Annotated in this window: 18 protein-coding genes and 3 pseudogenes; 11 read left to right on the top strand and 10 right to left on the bottom strand. The window is 58.6% G+C overall.

Annotation, left to right across the window (positions count from 1 at the left end; translation table 11 throughout):
• Positions 1-3 precede the first annotated feature (3 nt).
• Complete coding sequence (gene carA / locus JCM25146_RS08185) at positions 4-1,410, bottom strand: glutamine-hydrolyzing carbamoyl-phosphate synthase small subunit (RefSeq protein WP_025827196.1); 1,407 nt, start codon at positions 1,408-1,410, stop codon at positions 4-6.
• Between the two features lie 232 nt (positions 1,411-1,642).
• On the opposite strand from carA, the gene JCM25146_RS08180 reads away from it, so the two are divergent.
• The 8 genes and pseudogenes from JCM25146_RS08180 (at position 1,643) to JCM25146_RS18195 (ending at position 9,488) form a co-directional block, all read left to right on the top strand.
• On the top strand, positions 1,643-2,098 hold the full coding sequence (locus JCM25146_RS08180) for a GatB/YqeY domain-containing protein (protein WP_025827195.1): 456 nt from the start codon (positions 1,643-1,645) through the stop codon (positions 2,096-2,098).
• Positions 2,099-2,120: 22 nt separating this feature from the next.
• A complete protein-coding gene (gene dnaG / locus JCM25146_RS08175) occupies positions 2,121-3,950 on the top strand; it encodes a DNA primase (protein WP_025827193.1) in 1,830 nt (609 codons plus the stop codon).
• Positions 3,951-4,105: 155 nt separating this feature from the next.
• Positions 4,106-6,081, top strand: a pseudogene (rpoD, locus tag JCM25146_RS18205) (RNA polymerase sigma factor RpoD).
• A gap of 101 nt (positions 6,082-6,182) precedes the next feature.
• Entirely contained in the window at positions 6,183-6,647 is a 465-nt protein-coding gene (locus JCM25146_RS18200; protein WP_242401004.1) for a GNAT family N-acetyltransferase, read from the top strand.
• A gap of 158 nt (positions 6,648-6,805) precedes the next feature.
• Positions 6,806-7,261, top strand: a complete 456-nt coding sequence (gene rpsF / locus JCM25146_RS08160) for a 30S ribosomal protein S6 (RefSeq protein WP_025827192.1) — start codon at positions 6,806-6,808, stop codon at positions 7,259-7,261.
• Between the two features lie 5 nt (positions 7,262-7,266).
• Positions 7,267-7,542, top strand: a complete 276-nt coding sequence (gene rpsR / locus JCM25146_RS08155) for a 30S ribosomal protein S18 (protein WP_025827191.1) — start codon at positions 7,267-7,269, stop codon at positions 7,540-7,542.
• An 11-nt stretch (positions 7,543-7,553) separates the two neighbouring features.
• Positions 7,554-8,144 carry a 50S ribosomal protein L9 gene (gene rplI, locus JCM25146_RS08150; protein WP_025827190.1) on the top strand — a complete coding sequence of 197 codons (591 nt, stop codon included), beginning with the start codon at positions 7,554-7,556 and terminating at the stop codon, positions 8,142-8,144.
• Between the two features lie 121 nt (positions 8,145-8,265).
• Positions 8,266-9,488: pseudogene (locus JCM25146_RS18195) on the top strand (class I SAM-dependent methyltransferase).
• 7 nt (positions 9,489-9,495) lie between these two features.
• Here JCM25146_RS18195 and rsmA read toward each other — a convergent pair.
• From rsmA to JCM25146_RS08115, 6 genes and pseudogenes are all read right to left on the bottom strand, one after another.
• Positions 9,496-10,272, bottom strand: a complete 777-nt coding sequence (gene rsmA, locus JCM25146_RS08140) for a 16S rRNA (adenine(1518)-N(6)/adenine(1519)-N(6))-dimethyltransferase RsmA (RefSeq protein ID WP_242401003.1) — start codon at positions 10,270-10,272, stop codon at positions 9,496-9,498.
• Positions 10,273-10,322: 50 nt separating this feature from the next.
• A pseudogene (locus tag JCM25146_RS18190) lies at positions 10,323-11,688 on the bottom strand (peptidylprolyl isomerase).
• Positions 11,689-11,769: 81 nt separating this feature from the next.
• Positions 11,770-14,100 carry an LPS-assembly protein LptD gene (locus JCM25146_RS08130; protein ID WP_025827186.1) on the bottom strand — a complete coding sequence of 777 codons (2,331 nt, stop codon included), beginning with the start codon at positions 14,098-14,100 and terminating at the stop codon, positions 11,770-11,772.
• Positions 14,101-14,106: 6 nt separating this feature from the next.
• Complete coding sequence (gene lptG, locus JCM25146_RS08125) at positions 14,107-15,219, bottom strand: LPS export ABC transporter permease LptG (protein ID WP_025827185.1); 1,113 nt, start codon at positions 15,217-15,219, stop codon at positions 14,107-14,109.
• Positions 15,220-15,235: 16 nt separating this feature from the next.
• On the bottom strand, positions 15,236-16,435 hold the full coding sequence (gene lptF, locus JCM25146_RS08120) for an LPS export ABC transporter permease LptF (protein WP_025827183.1): 1,200 nt from the start codon (positions 16,433-16,435) through the stop codon (positions 15,236-15,238).
• A 41-nt stretch (positions 16,436-16,476) separates the two neighbouring features.
• Positions 16,477-18,129, bottom strand: a complete 1,653-nt coding sequence (locus tag JCM25146_RS08115) for a hypothetical protein (RefSeq protein ID WP_025827181.1) — start codon at positions 18,127-18,129, stop codon at positions 16,477-16,479.
• 503 nt (positions 18,130-18,632) lie between these two features.
• Here JCM25146_RS08115 and JCM25146_RS22425 point away from each other — a divergent pair.
• Genes JCM25146_RS22425 through JCM25146_RS08100 form a run of 3 tightly spaced genes read left to right on the top strand, consistent with a single transcriptional unit; the run spans position 18,633 to position 21,322 of the window.
• The gene (locus tag JCM25146_RS22425) at positions 18,633-18,791 is read left to right on the top strand and encodes a hypothetical protein (RefSeq protein ID WP_159101971.1); all 159 of its coding nucleotides are present in this window, start codon (positions 18,633-18,635) and stop codon (positions 18,789-18,791) included.
• Between the two features lie 9 nt (positions 18,792-18,800).
• Positions 18,801-20,633: an ABC transporter ATP-binding protein gene (locus JCM25146_RS08105; protein WP_025827177.1), complete on the top strand. Its 1,833-nt coding sequence runs from the start codon at positions 18,801-18,803 to the stop codon at positions 20,631-20,633.
• Positions 20,630-21,322 (top strand): GntR family transcriptional regulator, encoded by a 693-nt coding sequence (locus JCM25146_RS08100; protein WP_025827175.1) that lies wholly within the window; start codon positions 20,630-20,632, stop codon positions 21,320-21,322. The genes JCM25146_RS08105 and JCM25146_RS08100 overlap by 4 nt, the downstream gene beginning before the upstream one ends.
• A gap of 106 nt (positions 21,323-21,428) precedes the next feature.
• Here JCM25146_RS08100 and minE read toward each other — a convergent pair whose 3' ends face one another.
• From minE to minC, 3 genes are all read right to left on the bottom strand, one after another.
• On the bottom strand, positions 21,429-21,713 hold the full coding sequence (gene minE, locus JCM25146_RS08095) for a cell division topological specificity factor MinE (RefSeq protein ID WP_025827173.1): 285 nt from the start codon (positions 21,711-21,713) through the stop codon (positions 21,429-21,431).
• Entirely contained in the window at positions 21,710-22,525 is an 816-nt protein-coding gene (gene minD / locus JCM25146_RS08090; RefSeq protein WP_025827171.1) for a septum site-determining protein MinD, read from the bottom strand. The genes minE and minD overlap by 4 nt, the downstream gene beginning before the upstream one ends.
• A 148-nt stretch (positions 22,526-22,673) precedes the next feature.
• A complete protein-coding gene (gene minC / locus JCM25146_RS08080; protein ID WP_025827169.1) occupies positions 22,674-23,369 on the bottom strand; it encodes a septum site-determining protein MinC in 696 nt (231 codons plus the stop codon).
• Between the last annotated feature and the right edge of the window lie 88 nt (positions 23,370-23,457).

Genomic DNA, 23,457 nt, shown 5'->3' with positions numbered 1-23,457 from the left:
CTGTTAGTGTTTGACGCCGTTGGTGTCGATCAGGGTGACAAAGCGTTCGAACAGATAGAAGCTGTCGGACGGGCCGGGGCTTGCCTCGGGGTGGTACTGCACGGAAAACGCTGCGTATTTGTCAGACGCCAGCCCCTCGTTCGAGCCATCAAAAAGGCTGATGTGGGTGACATGCGCATCTTCGGGCAGAGTTGCCGCATCCACAGCAAAGCCGTGGTTCTGGCTGGTAATTTCTACCTTGCCGGTTGCAAGGTCCTGCACGGGCTGGTTGGCGCCGCGGTGGCCGCGTTCCATCTTGTAGGTTTTGGCGCCCAGTGCCTGTGCCAGCAGCTGGTGGCCAAGGCAGATGCCAAACAGCGGTATGCCCGCTTCCAGCACGGTGCGGATGGCAGGCACGGCATAGCTTGCCGTCGCAGCCGGATCGCCCGGACCGTTGGAGAGGAACACCCCTTCGGGCTTGAGTGCGAGAATCTGCTCACCGGTGGTGGTGGCGGGCACTACGGTCACATCGCACCCGGCACTGACAAGGCAGCGTAGGATGTTGCGTTTTGCGCCGTAGTCCACGGCCACAACCTTGCGGCGCTTGCCTGTGGGGGCGGCAGTGTTGTCGGGCCATGACCATACGCCCTCGGACCATGCATAGGGGGCGGCGCAGGTGACTTCCTTGGCAAGGTCCATGCCTTCCAGCCCCGGCCACGCGGCCACTTCGGCAGCAATGGCGTCCAGATCAAACTTGCCATCGGCGGGGAAGACAAGGGCTGCGGTCTGTGCGCCGCCATCGCGGATTTTCAGCGTCAGGCTACGGGTATCCACACCGGCAATGCCGGGGGTGCCGTGCTGCTTGAGCCACGCATCCAGGCCGCTTGTGGCGCGCCAGTTGGCCTGTTCGGTCGGGTCTTCCTTGACCACCAGACCAAGGGCTGCGGGACGTGCGGCTTCATCATCCAGCGCGTTCGTGCCGACATTGCCAATATGCGGAAAGGTAAAGGTGATGATCTGCCCGGCAAAGGAAGGGTCGGTCAGGGTTTCCTGATACCCGGTCATGCCGGTGGAAAAGCAGATTTCCCCAATGGCGGGTTTGGGTGTGAAGGCGCCAAAGCCTTTCCCCCACAATACGCTGCCATCTGCGAGAACAAGAGCGGCGGTCGCGCCATCCGGGCGGGCTTGAGGCATGGATGATCCTGTCTGGCTGCCTCCCGCAAGGGGGGAGGGTCTGTCTGTAACTGCGGGGGTGGGCTGAAGGTCCTGAAGGGAAAGACCGGTGGCCTGTGCAATGGCAGGCCAATGGCGGGAGGGAATGGCCTGCGCCTGTCGCCATTTGCGAATGGCCTCGGTGCCAACGCCGGTCAGCCGCGCCGTGGCCTCCGGGCCGCCAATGCGGGCGATAATGGAGTCGATTGACATGGGCATGGGCAAGATGGTTCCTCCTCCAGATGCTCTTTTAGCAGCATGTCACGGAGGTGGGAAGAAATTTCCCACTCAGGATCTGGGGTGCGCGGGGTGTGTGGGAAGCTTTTTCCCACTTGGGGATTTATCGCCACATCACAGCGTCTGTCTTTAGGCGTGGTCTTTTTTGTGCCGCCGGGTGATATGGTGCTCAACGACGGCAAGACTGTAATACGAATATGGAGTGTAGAGAAGCATGACCCTTCGTGAAAGCCTGATGGCAGACCTGAAAACCGCAATGAAGGCGGGAGAAAGTGCCCGGGTTGCAACCATTCGCATGGTCACGGCCAAGCTTAAGGATGTGGAAATCGCAGGCCGTGCAAAGGGGCAGGAAGGGCTGAGCGAGGAGGACGGTATTTCCGCCCTGCGCGGCATGATCAAGTCCCGCACGGAATCCGCCACATTGTACCGCGATGCCGGACGCCCCGAACTGGCGGACAAGGAAGAGGCCGAAATTGCGGTGATCCGTGGCTACCTGCCCCCCGAACTGGATGAGGCCACCCTGGCCGCAGCAGTCAAGGAGGCTGTTGCCTCTACCGGTGCCGCGTCCATGAAGGATATGGGCAAGGTCATGGGTGTGCTCAAAGGCCGCTTTGGTGCCGCTCTGGACATGAGCCGCGCGAGTGCAGCCGTAAAGGCGCTGCTGGGCTAGGCGGCGGGGCGGCGCGCGGCATATGGCCATTGATTCCAACTTTCTGGACGAACTGCGCGCACGCACGCCCATAACGTCTGTTATCGGGCGCAGGGTCAAACTCGCCCGCTCAGGCAGGAACTGGAAAGGCTGTTGCCCCTTCCACGGGGAAAAAACGCCCTCGTTTTATGTGTATGACGACCACTTCCACTGCTTCGGCTGCGGGGTGCATGGGGATGTGATCTCCTTTGTCATGCAGATGGAGGGCAAGAACTTCCCCGAGGCGGTGGAGGAATTGTCCACGGCCGCAGGCATGGAGGTGCCAAAAGACACCCGCACCACGCGGGAGGAGGTGGCCCGTGCGCGTTCGCTGGAGGGTGTGCTTGAGGCAGCTCAGGCGGTATGGTCGGCAGCCCTTTACAAGCCCGAGGGGCGTGCCGGGCTGGACTACCTGCTGGGGCGGGGCTTAACGCGGGAGACCATTGCCGCCTTTGGGCTTGGCTGGGCCAGCGCAGGGCGTGGGCATCTGGTGGAAGCACTGGCCCCGCAGGGCATTACCCCTGAGCAGATGGCCGAGGCAGGGCTGATGCGTGTGGACGAGGATGGTCGCCCCAAGGGCGAGCTGTTCTGGGGGCGCGTGACTTTTCCCATACGTGACCGCAAGGGGCGGCTTGTCTCTTTTGGGGGGCGTATTCTGGGCGATGGGCAGCCCAAATACCTGAATGGACCGGAAACACCACTTTTTTCCAAGCGCAGGCTGCTGTTCGGTCTGGACCGCGCGCGCGCGGCCGTGCGTGCGCCAAGGCCCAGAGGAATGGCAGCCCCGGACCTGATTGTGGTGGAAGGGTATATGGACGTCATAGCCCTGCATCAGGCCGGCTTTACGGGGGCGGTGGCACCACTTGGTACGGCGCTGACCCCTGAGCAGCTGGAGGTGCTGTGGCAGGTCGATCGTGCGCCTATCCTGTGTTTTGATGGCGATGGCGCGGGTCGACGGGCGGCGGTCAAGGCGGCGGAAACCGGCTTGCCCCTGCTGGCACCAGAGCACAGCCTGCGCATCTGCCTGCTACCAGATGGTGAGGACCCCGACAGTCTGGTCCGTCAGCGTGGGGCACCCTTTGTGTCGGAGCTTTTTGCCGGAGCGGCCCCTCTGTCGAGCGTGCTGTTTGATCTGCTGGTGGGGGGCGTAAGCAATCCGGGGCCGGAGGAAAGAGCCGCCCTGCGGCGCAGGCTGAGCGACGTTGCAGCCCTTATCCCCGACAAAGCTCTTGCGGCAGAATACCGGGTTACGCTGCTAGACCGTTTTTTTGCCACCTTCCGCCAGCAGGGGCGCGGGCGGCAGAAGGGTGGGGCGCAGGCGTTTGCCGCACAGGGTGCTGTGCGGGATTCGCATACAGTGGATATGAACCACGAGCGGGAGTTGCAACGGCTGATGCTGCTGCTACTTGTGGAGCATCCACAACTGGTGGAGGAAATGGAAGAAGCCTTGTGCCGCCTTGACTTACCGGTAGATTTTGCGCCATTGCGTGGTGTGCTGCTGGACCTGTCGGCCGATGGGCGTCTGCCCCAGACGGGGGATGACCTGCGGACATGGCTGGAAGAACATGGGCAGGCGGCAACTCTGGCGCCTCTCATGCGTGTTGATGGCACGGGCCTGAGCCATGGAGATGTGGAGACTGTTGCCGCCAGAACACGATGGTGGCATTTTTATGGCTTGCTGTACCGTGACCAGTTCATACGTGAGGTTACGGACGATGTAGCCCGTTTTTTTTCGGAAAAAACGGGAGATACCAGCCAGTGGCAGAGATTGCAGGCGCGGCTGGAAGCCATGGAGCGTCTGCGCCGTGGCGGACTGGATGATGCGGATATCTGAGCGGCGTTTGAATGTTCCTGAGGGTGTTCCTCTTGACTTCGTGCTCAGTATATCCCACGTCCTGCCCGCCCCGAATAACGTGAACAGTGTAGTGTGGTAAACTGGTCGTTCTGTATTCTGTCCGGAATGCAGATGGGGGAGGGAGCAGGTCTGGCATGGCGACAAAAACGGCATCAACGAACGCAGCGCAGGAACAGGATGGTGATTCCAGCCTGTTGGATACACAGTCATCCGCGGTCAAAAAACTGGTCGCAAAAGGGCGCGAGCGGGGATGCATCACGTTTGATGAGCTGAATGCCGTTCTGCCGCAGGATAAAATGTCCTCCGAACAGATCGAGGACATTATGGCCAACCTGTCCGAAATGGGCATTCAGGTGGTCGAAAGCGAAGAGAGCGAGGAAGGCGAGGCCCAGAAGCCGGCCGAAGACGATGAGGAATCGGACGAGGAAGAAACCGAATCCGAATCTGATGCGGAAAGTCCTGCCGCCGGTAATGTGAACGAAAGTGCCGGTCGCACGGATGACCCCGTGCGCATGTACCTGCGTGAGATGGGCACGGTCGAGCTGCTCTCCCGCGAAGGCGAAATCGCCATTGCAAAGCGGATCGAGGCTGGCCGGGACGAAATGATCGGCGGCCTGTGCGAAAGCCCGCTGACCTTCCGCGCCATTATCTCTTGGCACGAAAAAATCCTGAACAATGAAATGCTGCTGCGTGACATTGTGGACCTTGAGGCCATGCAGAGTGGTGGCCCAATGGAAGAGGGTGCCGAGGGCGAAGGGTTTACGGAATCCGAATCCGAGGCAGAGGAAACGGAAGAAGCCGAAAGCGAATCCGAAGGTGATATGGAAGGTGAAGGCAGCGGCCTGTCGCTTTCCGCGCTGGAAGAGAAGCTCAAGCCGGAAATTCTTGCGCATTTTGCCGAAATTGAACCGCTCTACGAGGCCCTGCGCAAATTGCAGGTCCACCGGATCGAGGCCCTGACCTCCGGTGAGGACGTGGACGGGACGTTTGAGGAAAAATACATTGCGCTGCGTGACCAGCTGGTCAGCAAGGTTGAGCAGGTGCACCTGCACAACAACCGGATTGAAGATCTGGTGGCCCAGCTCAAGCAGATGTTCCAGCGCCTGAACGTGCTGGAAGGGCGGATGCTGCGTCTGGCAGAAAGCTGCCGCGTCTCCCGCGATGACTTTTTGCTGAAGTATCGCGGCCGCGAGCTGGATCCGGGCTGGATGGACATGGCCTCCGCATTGCCGGGCCGGTCATGGAAAAACTTTGTGGCCAAGCATGCGCCAACCGTTGTGGACCTGCGTAACAATGTGGCCGGTCTGGCGCAGGAAACCGGGCTGCCAATTGGTGAGTTCCGGCGTGTGTATGCAACGGTTGCTCGTGGCGAGCGCGATTCAGCACGCGCCAAAAAGGAAATGATCGAGGCCAACCTGCGCTGGTTATTTCGATTGCTAAAAAATACACAAACCGTGGCCTCCAGTTCCTTGACCTGATTCAGGAGGGGAACATCGGGTTGATGAAGGCGGTGGACAAGTTCGAATACCGCCGTGGTTACAAGTTCTCCACCTATGCCACATGGTGGATCCGGCAGGCCATTACCCGCTCTATCGCCGATCAGGCACGCACAATCCGTATTCCTGTGCATATGATCGAGACGATCAACAAGCTGGTTCGCACGTCGCGCCAGATGCTGCATGAAATCGGTCGCGAACCCGCGCCCGAGGAACTGGCGGAAAAGCTGGGCATGCCGCTGGAAAAAGTGCGCAAGGTGCTCAAAATTGCCAAGGAGCCGATCTCTCTCGAAACCCCGATCGGGGATGAGGAAGACAGCCACCTTGGGGACTTTATTGAGGATAAAACGGCGGTCATTCCGCTGGATGCGGCAATTCAGACCAACCTGCGTGAGGCTACAACGCGGGTTCTGGCATCCCTCACCCCGCGTGAGGAACGTGTGCTGCGGATGCGCTTTGGTATTGGCATGAACACTGACCATACGCTTGAGGAGGTGGGGCAGCAGTTCAACGTGACCCGCGAGCGTATTCGCCAGATTGAGGCCAAGGCCCTGCGCAAGCTCAAGCACCCCAGCCGCAGCCGCAAGCTGCGCTCCTTCCTGGATGATAACTGATCTAGGCTTTCTTCAGCCGGTTACGCGCATGAAGGTTGTTGTGACCTTCATGCGCATGAACAGCCCACCCGCAACGCCAGCCCTGACGTTGCAGATGGTGGGTGCTTGAAGATGACGTGCATCTGTCTGTGCCACAGTACCGCAGCCTGCATTTTGGTGTGGGCCGACAGTGCTGCTGGTGGATGCGGCAGGTTCTGTCTGACAAGGCATTGGACCAGTTGCTGGCCACAGCACCCATAAAAATTGGCCTGCTACGTGAGCACGGCCACATTCGTGGTTTTTACGAGTTGAATCTGACGGACCCGGAGAATGTCAATCTGGCGTATTTTGGCCTGTTGCCAGAGGCAATAGGGCAGGGAGTCGGGCGGGCTTTTCTGGACGGGGTTGTGCGTCGGGCATGGGCCAGCAACCCTAGAACCGTGCGGGTCAACACCTGTACAGCCGACCATCCGCGCGCCCTGCCGCTGTACCAGCAGATGGGCTTTACAGTGATCCGCCGTGTGGAGGAGGAGTGGGATGTGCCAGACCGGCTGGGGCTGGACATTCCTGCGCATCTGCGCGGCTGAAAATTCTTGCTTTTTTACGCTGGCTGTGGTTGAGACTGCCTTTCCCTGCCGGGCTCAGGCATTGGTCCGGCTATACCCGTAGTTTCTGGCGTGTTCAGAGGCACCGCTGCCGAAAGGGTTCGGCGCGGGTGGGTTGATTGTATCCGAAGGGAGCAAACATGCCACTTTACGAAAGCGTGCTTATTGCACGTAATGATATTTCTCAGCAGCAGGTGGACGCTATTCTGGACGGTATTGCCGCTCAGATCGAAGCAGACGGCGGTGCCGTTCGCAAGCGTGAATACTGGGGCCTGCGCAGCCTTGCATACCGCATCAAAAAGAACCGCAAGGGCCACTACGCTCTTCTGGGTCTGGAAGTGCGCTCGGAGCTGCTCAAGGAAATTGAACGCCAGCTGTCCCTCAACGAAGACGTCCTGCGTCTGCTGACGCTGCGTGTCGATGAAATTGACGAAGCACCGTCCCCCGTTCTGTCCCGCAAGGGCGAAGACCGTGGCGAACGTGGCAGCTTCCGTGGTGGCGCCAAGCCAGCCGGTGGTCGTTTTGAAAGCGGCCGTGGTGGCCGTCGCGGTGGCGACGACCGGATTGCTGACCAGCCAGAAAACGCAGCGGAGTAATTCAGATGTCTGAAACAACAGAAATCAACCCCGCCGCCCGTCGTCCGGCTGTTGGCGCGCGTCGTCCGTTCTACCGTCGTCGCAAGTCCTGCCCGTTCTCCGGCCCCAACGCGCCGAAGATCGACTACAAGGACGTCCGTCTGCTCAGCCGCTTCCTTTCCGAACGTGGAAAGATCGTGCCGAGCCGTATTACGGCGGTTTCTGCAAAAAAGCAGCGTGAGCTGGCGCAGGCTATCAAGCGTGCCCGCTTCCTGGCTCTGCTTCCTTACGTTGTAAGCTGAGGGGAACAACCATGGCTGCTACAGAAGTAATCCTGCTCCAGCGCGTAGCGCATCTGGGGCAGATGGGTGATGCGGTAAAGGTTCGTCCGGGTTATGCCCGTAACTACCTGCTGCCGCAGGGCATGGCCATTCGTGCGAACGAAGCCAACCGTGCCCGTTTTGATCGTGAACGTGCACAGCTTGAAGCACAGAACATCAAAAACCGCGAAGAAGCAGAACGTCTGTCCGAACGGATGGAAGGTCTGGCGGTTGTTCTGATCCGTCAGGCTGGTGACAGCGGCAGCCTGTATGGCTCCGTGAGCACCCGCGACGTGGCACAGTCCGTGACGGAAGCTGGTTTTACCATCTCCCGCCAGCAGGTCTCCCTTGCGCACCCCATCAAGTCCCTGGGGCTGTATGAAGTCAAGGTTGCACTGCACCCGGAAGTGATCGTGTCTGTTATCGTTAACGTTGCCCGTTCGCAGGAAGAAGCTGAACGTCAGGCACGTGGCGAAGCGACCTCCGTGGAAGAAGAAGCCACGCTGGCCGGTGACGAAGCCTTTGTTGAAGGCGAAATCGTTGCTGACGCTGAAGAAGTTGAAGCTCAGGACGCAACAGCCTGAGTTTTCGCTTTTGCGAGACTGTGAAAAGAGGATCGGCTTTGGCCGGTCCTTTTTTTTGTCGGTTTGTCCGTTACGCTCTATGCAGTGACAGGATATTTTTCAAATATAGGGAAATTTCAGCATGAAGCGCGTTCTGGACCCGATCTTACGGCATTTTGTGGAATCCGGTTCCTTACGCGTTTTATGGCCGGATGGCACGACCAGCACCTATAGTGGCAAAAAAAACGGACCACACGCAGGAGTGCATTTAAAAAATGCAGCAGCGGTCAAATCTTTAGTATTCAATCCCGGTCTGGCATTTGGCGAAGCCTATATGGATGGCGGGCTTGCTCCGCTGGAGTGCACGCTCTACGACCTGCTGCACCTGCTCATGCTCAATGCCATGAACCCGTCGGGGCATATTACCGAGCAGCTTTCGGCGGCATTGCGTTATGTGCGGCGCGGCTGGATCCAGTTTAATTCCACTTCCCGCTCAAAGCAGAATGTTGCCCACCATTATGATCTGGGGAACAGCCTGTACGAACTCTTTCTGGACAAGGACTGGCAGTATTCCTGCGCCTATTTCCAGACCGGGGAGGAAACACTGGACGAGGCACAGGAAGCAAAAAAACACCACATTGCCGCCAAGCTCAAACTCGACCGACCGGGGCTGGAAGTGCTGGATATTGGCTGTGGCTGGGGGGGCATGGCCCTGACTTTGGCCAAAGATTACGGCGCGGTTGTAACCGGCATCACCCTTTCGCAGGAGCAGCTTGCTTTTGCCTGCCAGCGCGCGCAGGATGCAGGGCTTGCAGGGCAGGTTACGTTTGAACTGCTGGATTACCGGCATTTGCGGCGCAGGTTTGACCGCATTGTCTCGGTCGGTATGTTCGAGCATGTCGGGGTGGGGCATTACAAGGCGTTTTTTGAAACCGTTCGCAACAGCCTGAACCCCGATGGCATAGCCTGATCCACTCCATCGGCCGGAGCGACGAGCCGGGGACGACCAACCCATGGATGAATAAATACATCTTCCCCGGTGGGTATTCTCCCGCATTGAGCGAGGTGTTTTCCGCCGTGCAGCAGACCGGTTTATGGGTTACGGACTGCGAAATCCTGCGCCTGCATTATGCCCGAACGATTGCCATCTGGCGTGAGCGTTTTGCCACCCGCCGTGCGGAGGCCGTCGCCATGTATGATGAGCGCTTTGCCAGAATGTTCGAGTTCTATCTGGTTGCGGCTGAACTTGCTTTTCGTGTGCAGGGGCACATGAACTTCCAGTTGCAGCTTTCCCCCTCCATCAGCGCGGTACCCTATACCCGTGACTATATGGTGGATGCAGAAAGAGCCAAAACCACCCGCTAAGTTTTAGTCAGCCAAGTGCTAGATGCGCCTGCGCCAGTTGGTCGAACTCTGCAATGCTCAGGGTTTCGGCCCGGCGGGTGCCATCAATATTTGTAGCAACCAGCAGCTTTTCCCCATTCAGGCTTTTTAACGACCCCCGCAGCATTTTGCGTCTCTGGCCAAAAGCTGCGGCGGTCACGCGCTCCATAGCTTTAAACAGGGCTGGGGAAGGCTGGTTACGGTGGGGCGTAATGCTGGCAACGGCTGACCAGACTGCGGGAGGGGGCGTAAAAGCTCCGGGGGGGAGCTTCATCACCACAGCGCAGTCGGCACACCATTGGCTTAAAACAGCCAGACGGCCGTAATGGTCACTGTCGGGGGCAGCACATATCCGCTCCGCCACTTCCCATTGGAACATCAGGGTCAGCCTGTCCCATGCCGTACCCTGACGCAACCACCCTATGAGCAGGGGGGTGGCAACATTGTAAGGCAGGTTGGCCACAACCTGCCTTGGGGCGGGGCAGAGTGTTGTCAGGTCCAGCTTAAGGGCGTCGGCTTCTACCACGCTCAGGCGGTCTGGGTAAAACTGTGCCAGCTCCTTAATAACCGCAACGGCGCGGCTATCCAGTTCCACGGCAGTGACCGTACTGGCACCTGCAGCCAGCAAAGAGCGGGTCAGACCGCCGGGGCCGGGCCCTACTTCTACCACATGCTGCCCGGCCAGAGAGCCTGCAAGGGCTGCAATATGGTCGGTAATGCCCGGGTCGAGCAGAAAATGCTGGCCTAGTGCCTTACGGGCATCCAACTCATGCCGGCGAATAACATCGCGCAGGCTTTCCAGTTCGGGAGGCAGGGTTACGCCCCTTTCAGTTTAACGCGCATGTCAATCATGGCGCGGCGGTGCAGATCGCTGTCAAGCTGGCGCGCTGCCTGCTCCACACGCTCGTTCATCAACTGGTCTGCAATTTCGCTCGGGGAGCGGTTGGAAAAGTTCTTTTCGGTCTTGGAGCAGACCATAAGCAGGGCAATCCCCTCGCGCGAGACCATGGGGCGGGAGACCTGATTGAGTGGAAGCTCGCTTAGCACTGACTGCATCTGCGGGTTCAGGCGCTCCAGCGGCAGTTCGCCCGGATTGCCCGGTCGTTTCTCGCCTTCAGCTTTGTTGGCCACTTCCATCTCTGCGCAGTTATGCGTTGTCTGGCTGATGTGCATGGCTTTTTGCAGGGCGGCTTCCTGCTGCGGGGTAACGTGCTGGGGGTCCAGCGGTGTGTCAAACCCGACAAAAACCTGGCGGATGTCAACCATATGGCCCATTTCCTTGCCGACCACGCGCTTGCCGTTTAAGGTGACAATCACAAATCCGCCGGGCACGGTAATGGGGTTGGAGACAGCGCCAACACCAACAGGCATCTGCCGTACAATATCGACTACGCTGGGGTCGAGTTCATCTTCCTGCACCCAGCCCATGGAGCCACCATCAAGCGCTGTCTGGCTCTGGGAGAACTGGGCCGCAACAATGGGGAAGGGCGCTCCCTTGTGCAGTTCCTCAATAACCGTGTTGGTAAAGGCCAACTCGTCTTCCGCGTGGCGGGGGTCATCCACCTTGACGAAGATTTCGCTGATTTCGTATTCCGTCCGGCCTTCTTCGCGCTTCAGGGCAGCCTGACGCTGGGCAATATCGCCAGCGGCCACACGGGAGCGGGGGCCCAGCTCCTGCCGCAGAACCTGAACCCAGCCAATCTGCACCCGCAACTGGTCAATGAGCGTGGTGAGCGAGACGCCATCCTGCGCAAGGTGGCTGCGCAGGGTCTTCGGGCATGCCATTGCGTTTTTCAATATTCCCGATGGCAGCGGCAATCTGTTCGGGCGCAATGTTGATGTGGCGGCTTAGAATTTCCTGCGTGCGCAGTTTTTCGTCAATCATCTGGCGAATGATCTGTGGGCGCAGGCGGGCCATCAGATCATCGGAGACAGGCAGTCCTGTGGAGAGGGCAAACAGTTTGCCACGGTTGTCCACGTCCCTTTTGGTCAGGGGAATACTGTTCACCACCGCCACGATCATGTCGTCGGGCTCGGGTTGCGTCTGGGCGGATGTTGCGGGTTTGCCAGATGGTGTGTGGTGGTGTGTCGCCGCCAGTGCCGCATGGGGCGCGGCCGCGCAGAGTGGCAGAGCCAGCGCGGTAAGGGAACAACAAGCCAGAGTTAAGGAGCGCAGACGCATACGGAACGGTCTTTCAGCTTTCTGCCATATCAGAACGATCTGTTGGTGATACCGGAGATGGCACTATTTTTGAAGCAGTTCTTACTTGAGGCCAAAGGCCCCCAGCGTTTTAAGGCTTACCGTGACAAGGTAGGTCGAGTTACGCTGCTGCCCGCCAACGTACGTGTATTGCTTGAGGTACATGATGTCGATGCCAAAGCAGTCGTTGCTGTACCCCACATCCCCGCCGACCGAGACAAAGGTCTTGCGTGACAGACTGCGTCGGGAAAAGGCGGAGGCATACCAGTTGCGCCAGTCCACCGAGCCGCCGCCGCTCAGTTCACTGGTTTGCTGCGTGTAGAGCTGGGTGGGGGAATAGGCGCGGTAGTTGGTGGCAAAGTAGTAATACGGGGTTACGGGTTCATAAACATAACCGCCACGAATATGGAAATGCGGCACACCTGCACTGAAAAGCGCATCCCCGAAATTGATTTTGGTTGTGTGTGGGTCCAAGCGCATGCGGGCGGTAAAGTCAAAATACTGGGTGGGGATAAAGCGTGCCCGTGCCACAATGTCGGAAGCATGATGGTCCAGCCCGGAATTGGGGAGCCTGTCACGGGTGATGTGTTCTTGAAAACTTTCCCCCGCCAGCAGGTCCACCACATGGCCGTCCCATGTCCAGTTGGCGTGAATGCCGACGTTGCCGCGTAACCCGCCATCAAGCCGGTCCGTGCCCTGATAGCGGTTGAGGGAGAAGAGCGTGCTGTCAGTAAATTCGTAAGCCAGACTGTCTTCATTCGGGATCAGGTCGTTTACTCCGGCGCCGGTGTTGGGGGCATAAATACCCTGCACAATCGGTTCGATCAGCTGCGTACCCCGGCCGTGCTCGAAGCTCCGTACAAAAGGCCAGTTGGTTTTAAGCGCAATGGTCGGCAGAACCTGCCCGCTGACCACAGTATGCACTGAATTGTAATAGGTTGGCTGCTGGTAAAGCTTTTTGGCGCGGTAAACCATTGAATCCAGCCGCAGGGTCAACAGGAACTGCTGACCCATTTTGGTGTGGAAGGGGCGGTTCCAGTTAAGCTGGAGTTCCCCGCGCTGGTCAGAAACCCCGTTGTCACGCTTGAGGTTGAAGTCTGTTGTATCCACGCTCAGTCTGCCGCCCAGAATATCGGGCTGACCTGTAAAGCTATAGGTATAACGTGGCAGGACAAAGGGCAGGTCCGTGTTGTGGATAACGCCCTGGTTCAGGCCCTGATAGTACTGCGCATCCAGACGGCTGTAAGCGCCGGTGCCAAATCCTTCAAGGTAGGCGTTGGAGGCAAGCACATCCGACCCATAGCCAGGCACGCGATAGTCACGCATATAATTGGCGGAACTGGCGAGCTTGATGTTGGCCCCACCGCGCCAGTACCGGTTGATGGAGAAGTCGCCGCTGGCAAAAATATGGCCTTGCAGACCGTGGCTGGTGCTCCCGCTATCTACCGGCTGGCCAAAGTTGTTGGTGTAGTTCTGTCCGCGGAGAGTGTCATAGGCGACGCCGCCGCGGATATTCAGTTCGCCAAAGTTCAGGCGGTTACGGTAAAGCCCGGTGATTTGCGGTGCTGTTCGGGTGGCAAACAGTCCCTGCACGCTCAGGTCTGACTGTTCGTTGATGACCCAGTAATAGGGGATTGTAATATAGGTGCCCAGATAGCGGTCATGCGGCGTGATGCCGGGCATGAGAAAACCGCTGCGCCGTTTGGCGGAAGGGTCCGTCATGGAAAAATAGGGGAGGTAAATGACCGGGATGCCCAGAATATCCAGATAGGCATCGCGGAAGTCTATTTTCTGGTGCTCAACGTCCTGTGTCGCATTAAAGGCACGGAACTGCCAGAAGGGGGGGCGGGTTTTATCTTTTTCGCAGATTTCGCAGGCGGTATAGACGACGCGGCTGAGCTCGTTGACCTTGCCGCCGGTGCGGCGCATGCCATTGGCTGCCAGTTTGGCATTGTCTGGCATGGTGGAGTTGACGTGGAGCATGATGCCATCCTTCATGCCGCCTGTCAGTTCGGCATAATGGGCATAAACGACCGATCCGTCGGGCTGGACAGTTGCCACATTGCCTCGTGCGGCAATAACGCCCGTATCCCTGTCATAGACAATTTTGTCGGCCCGCATGACATGGTCACCCTGCCAGACCTGTACGTTACCAGTCCATGTTACGGTATGCTCAACATCGTTGTAATCGACCTTGTCGGCCTGAAAGGTTGCCGGGTCATCGGGGGAGGATGAGCGACCGGTATTGATGTGCATGGTCTGGGGTCTGAACTGGGCAAACGCTGCCTTGGGTTGGCTGACCACCAGACAGGCCGCAACACTCCCCAGCGCGGTTGCTGCGCTAAGAGCGGAGCGGCGGTGCAGCAGGGTGCTGCAAAAGGGCCGGAGCGCCAGGATCAATCAGCCATCCTCCAGATGAAGAAGTAGTGCAACAGCAAGGCAGAGCCCGGCAAGGGTAGGTGCCCATGCAGCCAGAATGGGGGGGAGTGCTCCTGACTTTCCAAACTGCTCGGCGACTTTGGATATGGTGAAAAGCAGAAAACCCGCCATAACGCCAGACCCAACCATTTTGGCGACCCCACCCCGGCGTGACGGACGCATGGAAAAACCGGCAGAAACCAGCGCCATGGTGCCTGCCAGTATGGGCAGCGCCAGAAGGGACTGAAAATGAATACGGTGGCGTATGGACGAAAAACCCGAATGTTCCAACAGTCTTATAAAGCCGGGCAATGTCCAGACGGAAAATGCATCGGGTGATGCAAAACTTTCCTGCACACGTTCAAAGGTCAGGGTTGTTGGCAGCATAAGCGTGCCAGTGGGCTGAAGAATGGTGTTTGGCTTTGCAACAGTCGCATTGTGCAGCATCCATGCATGGCTTTTGAGGAAGCCATCCGGAGATTCGATTCGCATAATCAGCCGATTTTCATGATCCAGTCTGAAAACACTGACATTGCGGATATGGAGCTGCCCGTCTTCCACCTTGACGTCCCCCGCGTGTAGCATGGCTACCCCATGGGGGTCATATTGGGTATCTGCCTGCCGGAGCCACAGAGCCCCGCCAAAAAGACTGAGCGGCCCGCCATCGGAGCGCAGGTACTGTTGGTCCAGCTCTTCCGCGCGGTGGTACATGGCGGAGGAGAGGGGGGAAATCAGGCAGGTTGCAATCGTGCCAATAAGAATGGCGCAGGCAAGGGGGGCCGCAAGGAACTGCCAGGCGGAAATACCCGCCGCACGGGCGACAATTAACTCGGATGAGCGGGTCAGGCGCCAGAAACACACAATCCCCCCCAGCAGGATGCCAAAAGGCAGGATTTCCATGGCAAAATAGGGAATATGCAGCCCTGCGATTTCGGTCACAATATTGGTGGACACATTGGGGCGGGTGGCAACCCTACGGACCAGATCAATAAAGTCGAACAGGCAGACAACCCCTGTGAGCGAGGCGATCATGGCCAGTACGGACAGGACGAACTGCCGCGCAATATAGCGCGAGAGGGTCACGGCAACACTCATGCGGGTGTGCGTCCTCTCATGCCTGTTGGCGCAAGCGCAGGAATATTTTTATTTCTGGCGCGAACAGCAGATAGGAGCAGACCAGACCCGGCAGAATGGCCAGAAGGGGAATAAGAGGAATAAGGCTGACATTGCGGCCAGCCAGATTTTGCACCAGCAGCGTAAGGGCCAGCAGCCCCACAACACTCAATATGGCCACAAGGGGGCGGGTGATGCCGCCATGGCGGGAGAACCCCCCGCTGAGCACGGCAAACAGGCCGACCATGGCAAAAGAGAAGCATGTCAGTGGTGATGTCAGCCTGCGCCAGCCTTCTACAATGAACTTCCCCCTGTCGCGTGCGGCCACTTCGTCCGGGTCGGGGGAGAGCAGTTCGCTTACGGACATTTCTGCCGAATCACGGGCGCGCTGGCTTTCCTGATGTGCAGTTGCGAGGTCCATGGTATCCTGTTGGAACACAAGCATATTCAACCGGCCTGTTTTGCGGTCAATGACCTGACGCGAGCCGTCATAAAGCACCACGCGCGGAATATCATCGACGGTAATCATATTCCCATGGTTTGCCAGAATTGTGGCGTGACTGTCTGGCTGCCGGTCATCTTCCACCATAATGCCCCAGAGGATTCCGTTCTGGTCGCGCGAGCGGATGTACACGGTCATGGTGTCCGATACTTTGGTAAAAACACCTTCTTGCAGCATGAAGGCTGCCATCTTGTTCCGTATCTGGAGCTCATACTGGCGGAATGCGTGGTAGGATGCAGGGACAATCCACATATTCAGGACGAATACGATCAAGGCAGACAAAACTGCACAGATCAGCCCTGGCCGGGCCAGTGCAAGGGGGGACAGACCGGAAGCGCGCATGACTGTCAGTTCACGGTCACCTGCCAGCCGCAGGTAAATGAACAGGCAGACCGCAAAGGTTGTAATGGGCATGACAACCGCCACAAAGGACGGCACCAGCAGGCTGGTCAGGCTGATGAACACTCGCAGCGACAGCCCGCGGTCCACGACCAGCGAGACAAAGTGGAGCGACTGCATCAGCCAGATAAGGGCTGCCAGCCCCCCCGTTGTGGCCAACAGTGCAATCACCAACTGGTGCAGCACGTAACGGTCCAGCGTCATAAGGCGGCGCATGGGCCACAGGAGAGGGAAGCGGACACTCATAGTTCGCTTATCTACCTCCGAGATGCCAGAGGCAACTGTTCCGTTTGTCATCCCGATGTAAAATAGGAATTACAAACGGTTTTAAGCCAAAACTAGAACATCAGCATCACACCGCCAGATGCGGTATTGTCGCTTTCCTTGCCGCCGCCATGTGCGGCAGAGGATGTGTGGGAGTATTCCCCGACCACGGTCAGCCAGTCGGTCATCTGGTAGTACGCGGCTCCGACTTCGGACTGGTTGCGGCGTACCAGCCCTGCCGAGCCCAGAGCACTTTCCGTTGCCGTGTTCTCACCCCCGGCAAGGTACAGGTTGCTTACCCCATAACTGCCAACCAGACGGAATTTTTTGGTAATATGGTAAGCGCCCTGCACGTAGTAGCCTTCCGAGCTACGTTTGCGACCGTTGGCGGCAACACCATCAAAGAACAGGCCGGTCGTACCCAGACCACTGCCCCGGTAGTAATAGGCAACACCTTCCAGTGGGCCGTAGGTAAGCTTGGTGCCAATATCGCCCGCTTCCACCATGGCACCGTGGTGCTGGTCTTCGCTCAGCAGAGGGGTCTTACCGTCTGCTTGTAGGCTGTTAAGCCCCTGCATGTGCTGGATCAGGAAGCTGGCCCAGATATGGACCTGCAGATCAGACACCGAAAAATCATATACGGCACGGCCCTGCACCATGGGGGAGGAATGCTGGGTGGCGCTTGCGGAATACTGGCTGGGAGCGTTGGTGGCGGTGGGGTTGGTTGCATCGGCATAGCCGAATTCATCCAGCGGCTGGAAAATACCCACCGAGCCCTGAAAGCCTCCCAGTTTGGGTGAGGTATAGGAAATCTGCGGAATCCAGTCCGCGTACACATAGCCCACGCCAATACGACCAAGCGAGGTATTGCCCGGCGCGGAGTTGCTGCCTGTGGAGCCCACGCTCAGCAGGGTTGCGTCGTTCATGATCGCGTCGCTGGCAAACAGGGCAAGATCACGACCGATCTTGAATGTCCCCATCTCCTTGTTGCCAAAGGTCATGTAAACCTGACGAAGGTCGATGCCTGCCGTGCCAAGCCCTACCGGGCTGCCACCCGAGTTGGCGTTAAAGGCGGCGGGCTTTGCGTTGTCCAGACCCGGATACATGCCCAGCACGGCGGAAATATCCATCCCCTGCTGCACGGTGTTCATCTTGAGAATGAACCCGGCGGGGAGCAGCCCGTTACGGACCGCTGATGAGTCAAAGCCTGACGAGCCGGAGGAAACACCGCCTGCAATGGGGCGGCCGCCAGCAGGGCTGTTGTAGCTGTAAAAACCGTTCACAAAGCCGGAAAGGTTAATGTCAATGGGGCCAGCCTTGAAGGTCAGCCCCTTGCCCGGCACATATTTGGCAACACGGACAAAATTGCCGCTGTTCAGGGCGTTGGCGGCTTCCTGCGCGGAGCGGGCGCTGGCTTCTGCGCGGGTGGCGGCGTCCACTGCCCGCAAGGAGACATCGTTTTCCTCAGCCCCTGCATCAAAGCGGATGCCCGGTTCATAGCCAGCCTGTGCGCCGCGTCCTGCATGGGCGACGGCGGTACGGGTGCCACTGGAGGCACCACGGACGGCATGGGTCGCATGAGGTTCGGCTGCAAGGGCTGCATGGTGGACATGCTTGGCCAGCAGCGTGTCATACTCATGCCGTGTCAGGCTGCCTTTGGCGCGCAGCACATCCAGAAGATCCGCGTAATCGTCCGCGTAGGCGGGGGCCCAGAGCAGATGCGGCATCCCGCAACTGATGCCGCCATAACAGTAGCCAACAGTGCCTTTTTTCCCGACGCCATGATGATCTGTACTCCCTTGAATTCTCTTGTTCTCTGTGGAAGCCAAGGGTTGCAGTCGTCAATATGTGGATAAGAGGGGTAAATCTGTGCGCGTATGCGCAGAGCTTCCGATTATTTGCCCGGATGGCACGGATGTTGGGCCGGGTAGATGGGGGCGTCAGGCGCTTGTCTGCGCAGTGCGTTTGCGTTGTAAATTCTAAAATAATTAAATAATTTCAGTCACTTAATAATTTTATTTTATGGGTGGTGGCGGCAAAGTTCTGCCCGGGGTGGAGTTGTTGCTGCTTGTGGGACGTGGAACCGCATGGCCGGGAAGTTGAAAAAACAGGTGTGGCACGGGCAATTTGGGTTGCCATATATCACGTAGTTTTTATCGTTATAACAAGAGGTTCTTGCGACCAGAAGGGGGGGCAACGCAGCATTCATGTCCTTACGCCCGGATTGGCTGTGCGGCATATCCGGGAAGGGGGGATGCGTGCGGAGCCTATTGTGGGCGTGACGATCCGTCATGTACAAAACTTTGCTCTGGCAAGGCGGGGTATGCTGGCCCAGTATTGCCCGCCCGTGCAGCCGGACTGTGCGGAGCAGCAGAGCTTGGCACTTTAAATACAGGGTATGTGTGTGGACGACCAACAGAACAAAGCCGTAGCGGACCAGCCTGTGGCCGCACATGTGACCGTACTCGACACGGAATTACCCCGCTATGCGGGTAGCCCTGTACGCTTTTTGCTGCGGTACATGCGTGCCCGTCTGCTGGGACATGCGCTGGTGTTTGGGGCCGTGACAGGGGCCATAAGCTGCATTGTGCTGTCCTCCTACGGTATTCGCCATCTGGTGGACCTGATGACCAGCCACACGGGGGCGTCTGCTGTATCCTCCGTATGGGCCGCCGTGGGTGTGTTGATCGGTCTGATCGTGGCGGACAATATATGCTGGCGTATTGCAGGTTGGTTTGCCGCACGCACGTTTGTCGCGGTTACGGGGGACATACGGCAGGACCTGTTCCGGTTCCTGACCGGGCATTCCCCCGCCTATTTTGCAGACCGTATGCCCGCATCCCTTGCTGCACGCATAGCAACGGCAGGCAATGTCAGCTTTACCATTGAAAATATGCTGGCCTGGAACGTGTTGCCCCCAAGCCTGAATGTTCTGCTCTCGGTTGTGCTTATGCTGTCGGTCAGTTTGACCATGGGTGGTGCGACCGTACTGCTGGCAGGCGGGTTGTGCCTGATTATGTTCCGCCTTGCACTCAGGGGGCGGCGCCTGCATGGGCATTACGCAGTGGCCGCCGCCGGGCTGGAGGGCGAGACACTGGACGTTATGGGCAATATTGCTCTGGTCCGCGCCTTTGGCATGCGCAACCGTGAGCGCCAGCGCTTTAATGCCCTGACCGAGCGCGAGATGGGGGAGCGGCTCAAGTCCTTGCGGTATATGGAGCAGCTACGCATGATCCATGCGGGCATGACTGCTGTGCTGACTGCGGGGTTGCTGGTCTGGGCGGTCCTGCTGTGGCAGTGGCAGCAGGCCAGCGTGGGGCAGGTGGTCATGGTCATTACGCTCGGCTTTGCCATTCTGCACGGTACGCGCGACCTTGCGCTGGCGCTGGTGGAGACCATCCAGCACAATGCGCGCCTGTCCGAGGTACTGTCCTCCCTTTTGGTCCCGCATGACATGCCTGACCCGCAGAGTGCGGCAGACCTGCCAAGCCCCGTGCGCGGCGATGTACGTTTTGGCGATGTGACCTTTGCCTACCCCGGTGGGGAGCCCGTTCTGGCGCATTTTAACCTGCACATTACCGCCGGTAGCCGCGTGGGGCTGGTTGGGCGCTCGGGGTCTGGCAAAAGCACGGTGCTGGCCCTGTTGCAGCGTATGCGCTTTGTGCAGTCTGGTTCCGTACTTATAGACGGGCAGGACATCCGGGACCTGACGGATGACGCCCTGCGGGCCTGTCTGTCTGTTGTACCGCAGGATGTCTCGCTCCTGCACCGCAGCGTTATGGAGAACATCCGCTACGGTCGGCCTGATGCCAGTGATGAGGCCGTAAGGGCTGCCGCTGCGGCTGCGGGGTGCGCCACGTTTATCGATGCACTGGCCGAAGGGTTTGAGACGATTGTAGGCGACCGGGGGGTCAAGCTTTCGGGCGGGCAGCGCCAGCGCATTGCCATTGCCCGTGCTTTTTTGCGCAACGCCCCCATTCTGGTGCTGGACGAAGCAACCAGTGCGCTGGATACCGAGAGCGAGGAGCACGTACAGCGCGCCCTAGACCGGCTTATGGTCGGGCGCACGGTTATTGCCGTGGCACACCGCCTGTCCACCTTACGAAATTTTGACAGAATCGTTGTTATGCAGGATGGCAGGATTGCTGAGGATGGCTCTCCTGCGCAACTTGAGCGGCAGAACGGCCTCTACAGCCAGTTTCTGAACAGACAAATGGCACATGCGCAATGACAAATAATACAATAACCATACCAGCGCAGGGTGAAAACAGACCCGAGGGACGGGGCGCTCTGGCAGCGTATGCCTACCAGCAGATCCGTGACCAGCTTATCTATTGCCGCTATCAGGGGGGGGAGCGTCTTGTGCTCCGGCCATTGGCGGTATCGCTGGGGTTAAGCCCGACCCCTGTGCGTGAGGCGTTGCTGCGCCTTGTCTCCGAGCAGGCACTGGTGCTGGATGAGCGGAATACGGCCTGCGTGCCGCTGACCTCGCGTTCTGTGTTTCTGGATATTCATGGCGTGCGTGAAGTGCTTGAAGAGCGCGTAACCCGCGATCTGGCCACACACATAACGCCCGAACAGATTGCAGTGCTGGAAGAAAAACACAAAGCTTTTATTGCGGCTTACGCAGCGGGGGAGCCGCATGCAACAGCGGTGACCAATGTGTATTTTCATAGCACCGGGGCCAGTTTTTCCAGACTGTCGGTGACTGTGGGGCTGATCCGGGGGTTGTGGGCGCGCATGGGGCCGATTTATGCGGCAGCAAACGGCCTGCCCACAATCAGCCCGGCCAACCCTGACCACCCGCACCTGCAACTGCTGGAGGCCTTCCGCGCGGGCGATGCGGATGCAGCGGTCAAGGCGTTGAAGAGAGACTTCACACAGGCCAAGGAGTGGCTTGAGCCCCTTCTGCCCAATTAGGGAGCGCATAAAAAACGCCCTGTTACAGCCAGTATAAAATGGCGGCAACAGGGCGTTGGCTCCAAACTACCCAGTGCCATGGCATCGGGAAGAGGCTACAGAGCGCTTAGTCTTTTTTGGCGTTTTCTGCCCTGTCGGTCAGGCCGGGGACTTCAACGTCAATTTCCAGAACAGAGCACTGAGCACCCCGGTCCATTTTGATCTGCACCTTGTCCTGATCGACCGCGACATGGCGTTTGATAACTTCCATAATCTCGCGGTGCAGCTTGGCAAGCAGGTCGTCCTTGCCGTCCCCGACGGCAATCCGTTCGTGTGCGAGCAGAATCTGCAACCGGTCGCGGGCAACTGGTGCGGATGAGCGGCGCTTGAAGAGGCTGGAGAGGAATGTCATGCGACTCTCCGTTTAAACAGCCAGTCAAACAGACCCTTGCGTTCCGTGGGAATGGTGACTTCCACCTTCTCTCCCATCAGGCGGCGTGCGGCTTCGGTGTAAGCGCGGGCTGGCGCGCTTTCGGGTTCCGCAATGGTTACGGGTGCGCCCACGTTGGACGCCTTGAGCACATCCGGGCTTTCGGGGATAATGCCCAGCAGCGGGATGGACAGGATTTCCAGCACATCGTCCGTACCAAGCATGTCCCCACGGGCGGCACGCTGTGGGTCGTAGCGGGTGATCAGGAGGAACTTCTCCATCTTCTCACCCGCTTTGGCTTTTTCCGTGGTGCTGTCGAGCATGCCGATAATACGGTCGCTGTCACGCACGGAGGAGACCTCGGGGTTGGTGACGATCACGGCCATGTCCGCATGGTGCATGGCCATTTGCGCGCCACGCTCAATGCCTGCGGGGCTGTCGCAGATCACCCAGTCGAACTTCTTGCTCAGGTCGGCAATGACCTTGGCCACACCTTCGGATGTCAGGGCATCCTTGTCGCGCGTCTGCGAGGCGGGGAGGAGGGAGAGGGTATCTACCCGCTTGTCCTTGATAAGGGCCTGAGCGAGGTTGGCATCCCCCTGAATGACGTTGATAAGGTCGAACACCACGCGGCGCTCGGCCCCCATGACAAGGTCGAGGTTACGCAGCCCAACGTCAAAATCGACCAGAACCACGCTCTGGCCCGCCTTGGCCAGCGCGGCCCCCAGAGCTGCGGTGGAGGTGGTCTTACCGACGCCCCCTTTGCCTGACGTGACGACCAGAACCTTTGCCATCAGTCTTCCTCTTCCTTTGTAAGCCGGTAAACCCGTGTGCTGTATGCAACGGCGCAATCTTGCACAGACATTACAATCTGTACGGGAAAATGAAACTTATAATGTGACATTCACACGGTTTTTGTCGGATGTTTTCTGCAAACCCGCATCAGGGTAGGGGTTTGAATGCCAAAGTCTCCCCCGTGAGCAGAACTTGCGTGGGTTTGTCTGTGCATTTTGCATCCATTTCTTCCGCCGTAGCGTAGAATCCGTCAATGGCCACAAGCTCGGCGGCAAGGCTGCGTGTAAATATCCGTGCATCCGCATTGCCCCCGATCCCCGCAATGGCGCGCCCGCGCAGAGCGCCGTAAATATGCACGGAGCCGCCTGCCGTAACCTCCGCCCCCGAAGACACGGCACCCAGAATAACCACATCGCCATCGGGCCATATAATATGTTGGCCCGAGCGCACGCTTTCCTCCACTACCAGTGTGGGGGGGAGTGTCGGGGTCATGTCATTTTCGGGGATGGTGACGGGGCCGGAGGCGCGGCCGCCCATCGGGCTTTCCGGCCACTCCCAGTTTGCAACGGCGGGCCAGGTTTTGTCTCCGCCTTCTATGCCCAGCACGCGTATGCCGCGTTCTTGCAGGGCGGGTAGCAGGTAGGGCAGGTCGGGCGTGCTGGCCTGCATCAGGCTAAGGTCGAGAATGACAGGTTTGCCCGTAAAAAAACCGGCAGCACGCTGGATCTGGTGGTCCAGTGCGGCCAGCCAGTCCGTGAGCGGTGCTTCCGGTGTGAGAGTCAGGGCCAGAAAGGAGCGCCCGGACATGCGGATGCGAGAAGGGGAGGAATGTGTGCCGGACAACGAACGGATGCTCTCTTCAAAATCAGGAACGCTTTGTAAGCGTGTAGAATAACAGGGGGGTATTGCAACAGAGAAGTTTATGTTGTGT

The sequence above is a fragment of the Acetobacter okinawensis JCM 25146 genome (assembly GCF_000613865.1).
In the GTDB taxonomy this organism is placed as follows: domain Bacteria; phylum Pseudomonadota; class Alphaproteobacteria; order Acetobacterales; family Acetobacteraceae; genus Acetobacter; species Acetobacter okinawensis.
This window is presented reverse-complemented; position numbering and strand designations above follow the sequence as displayed.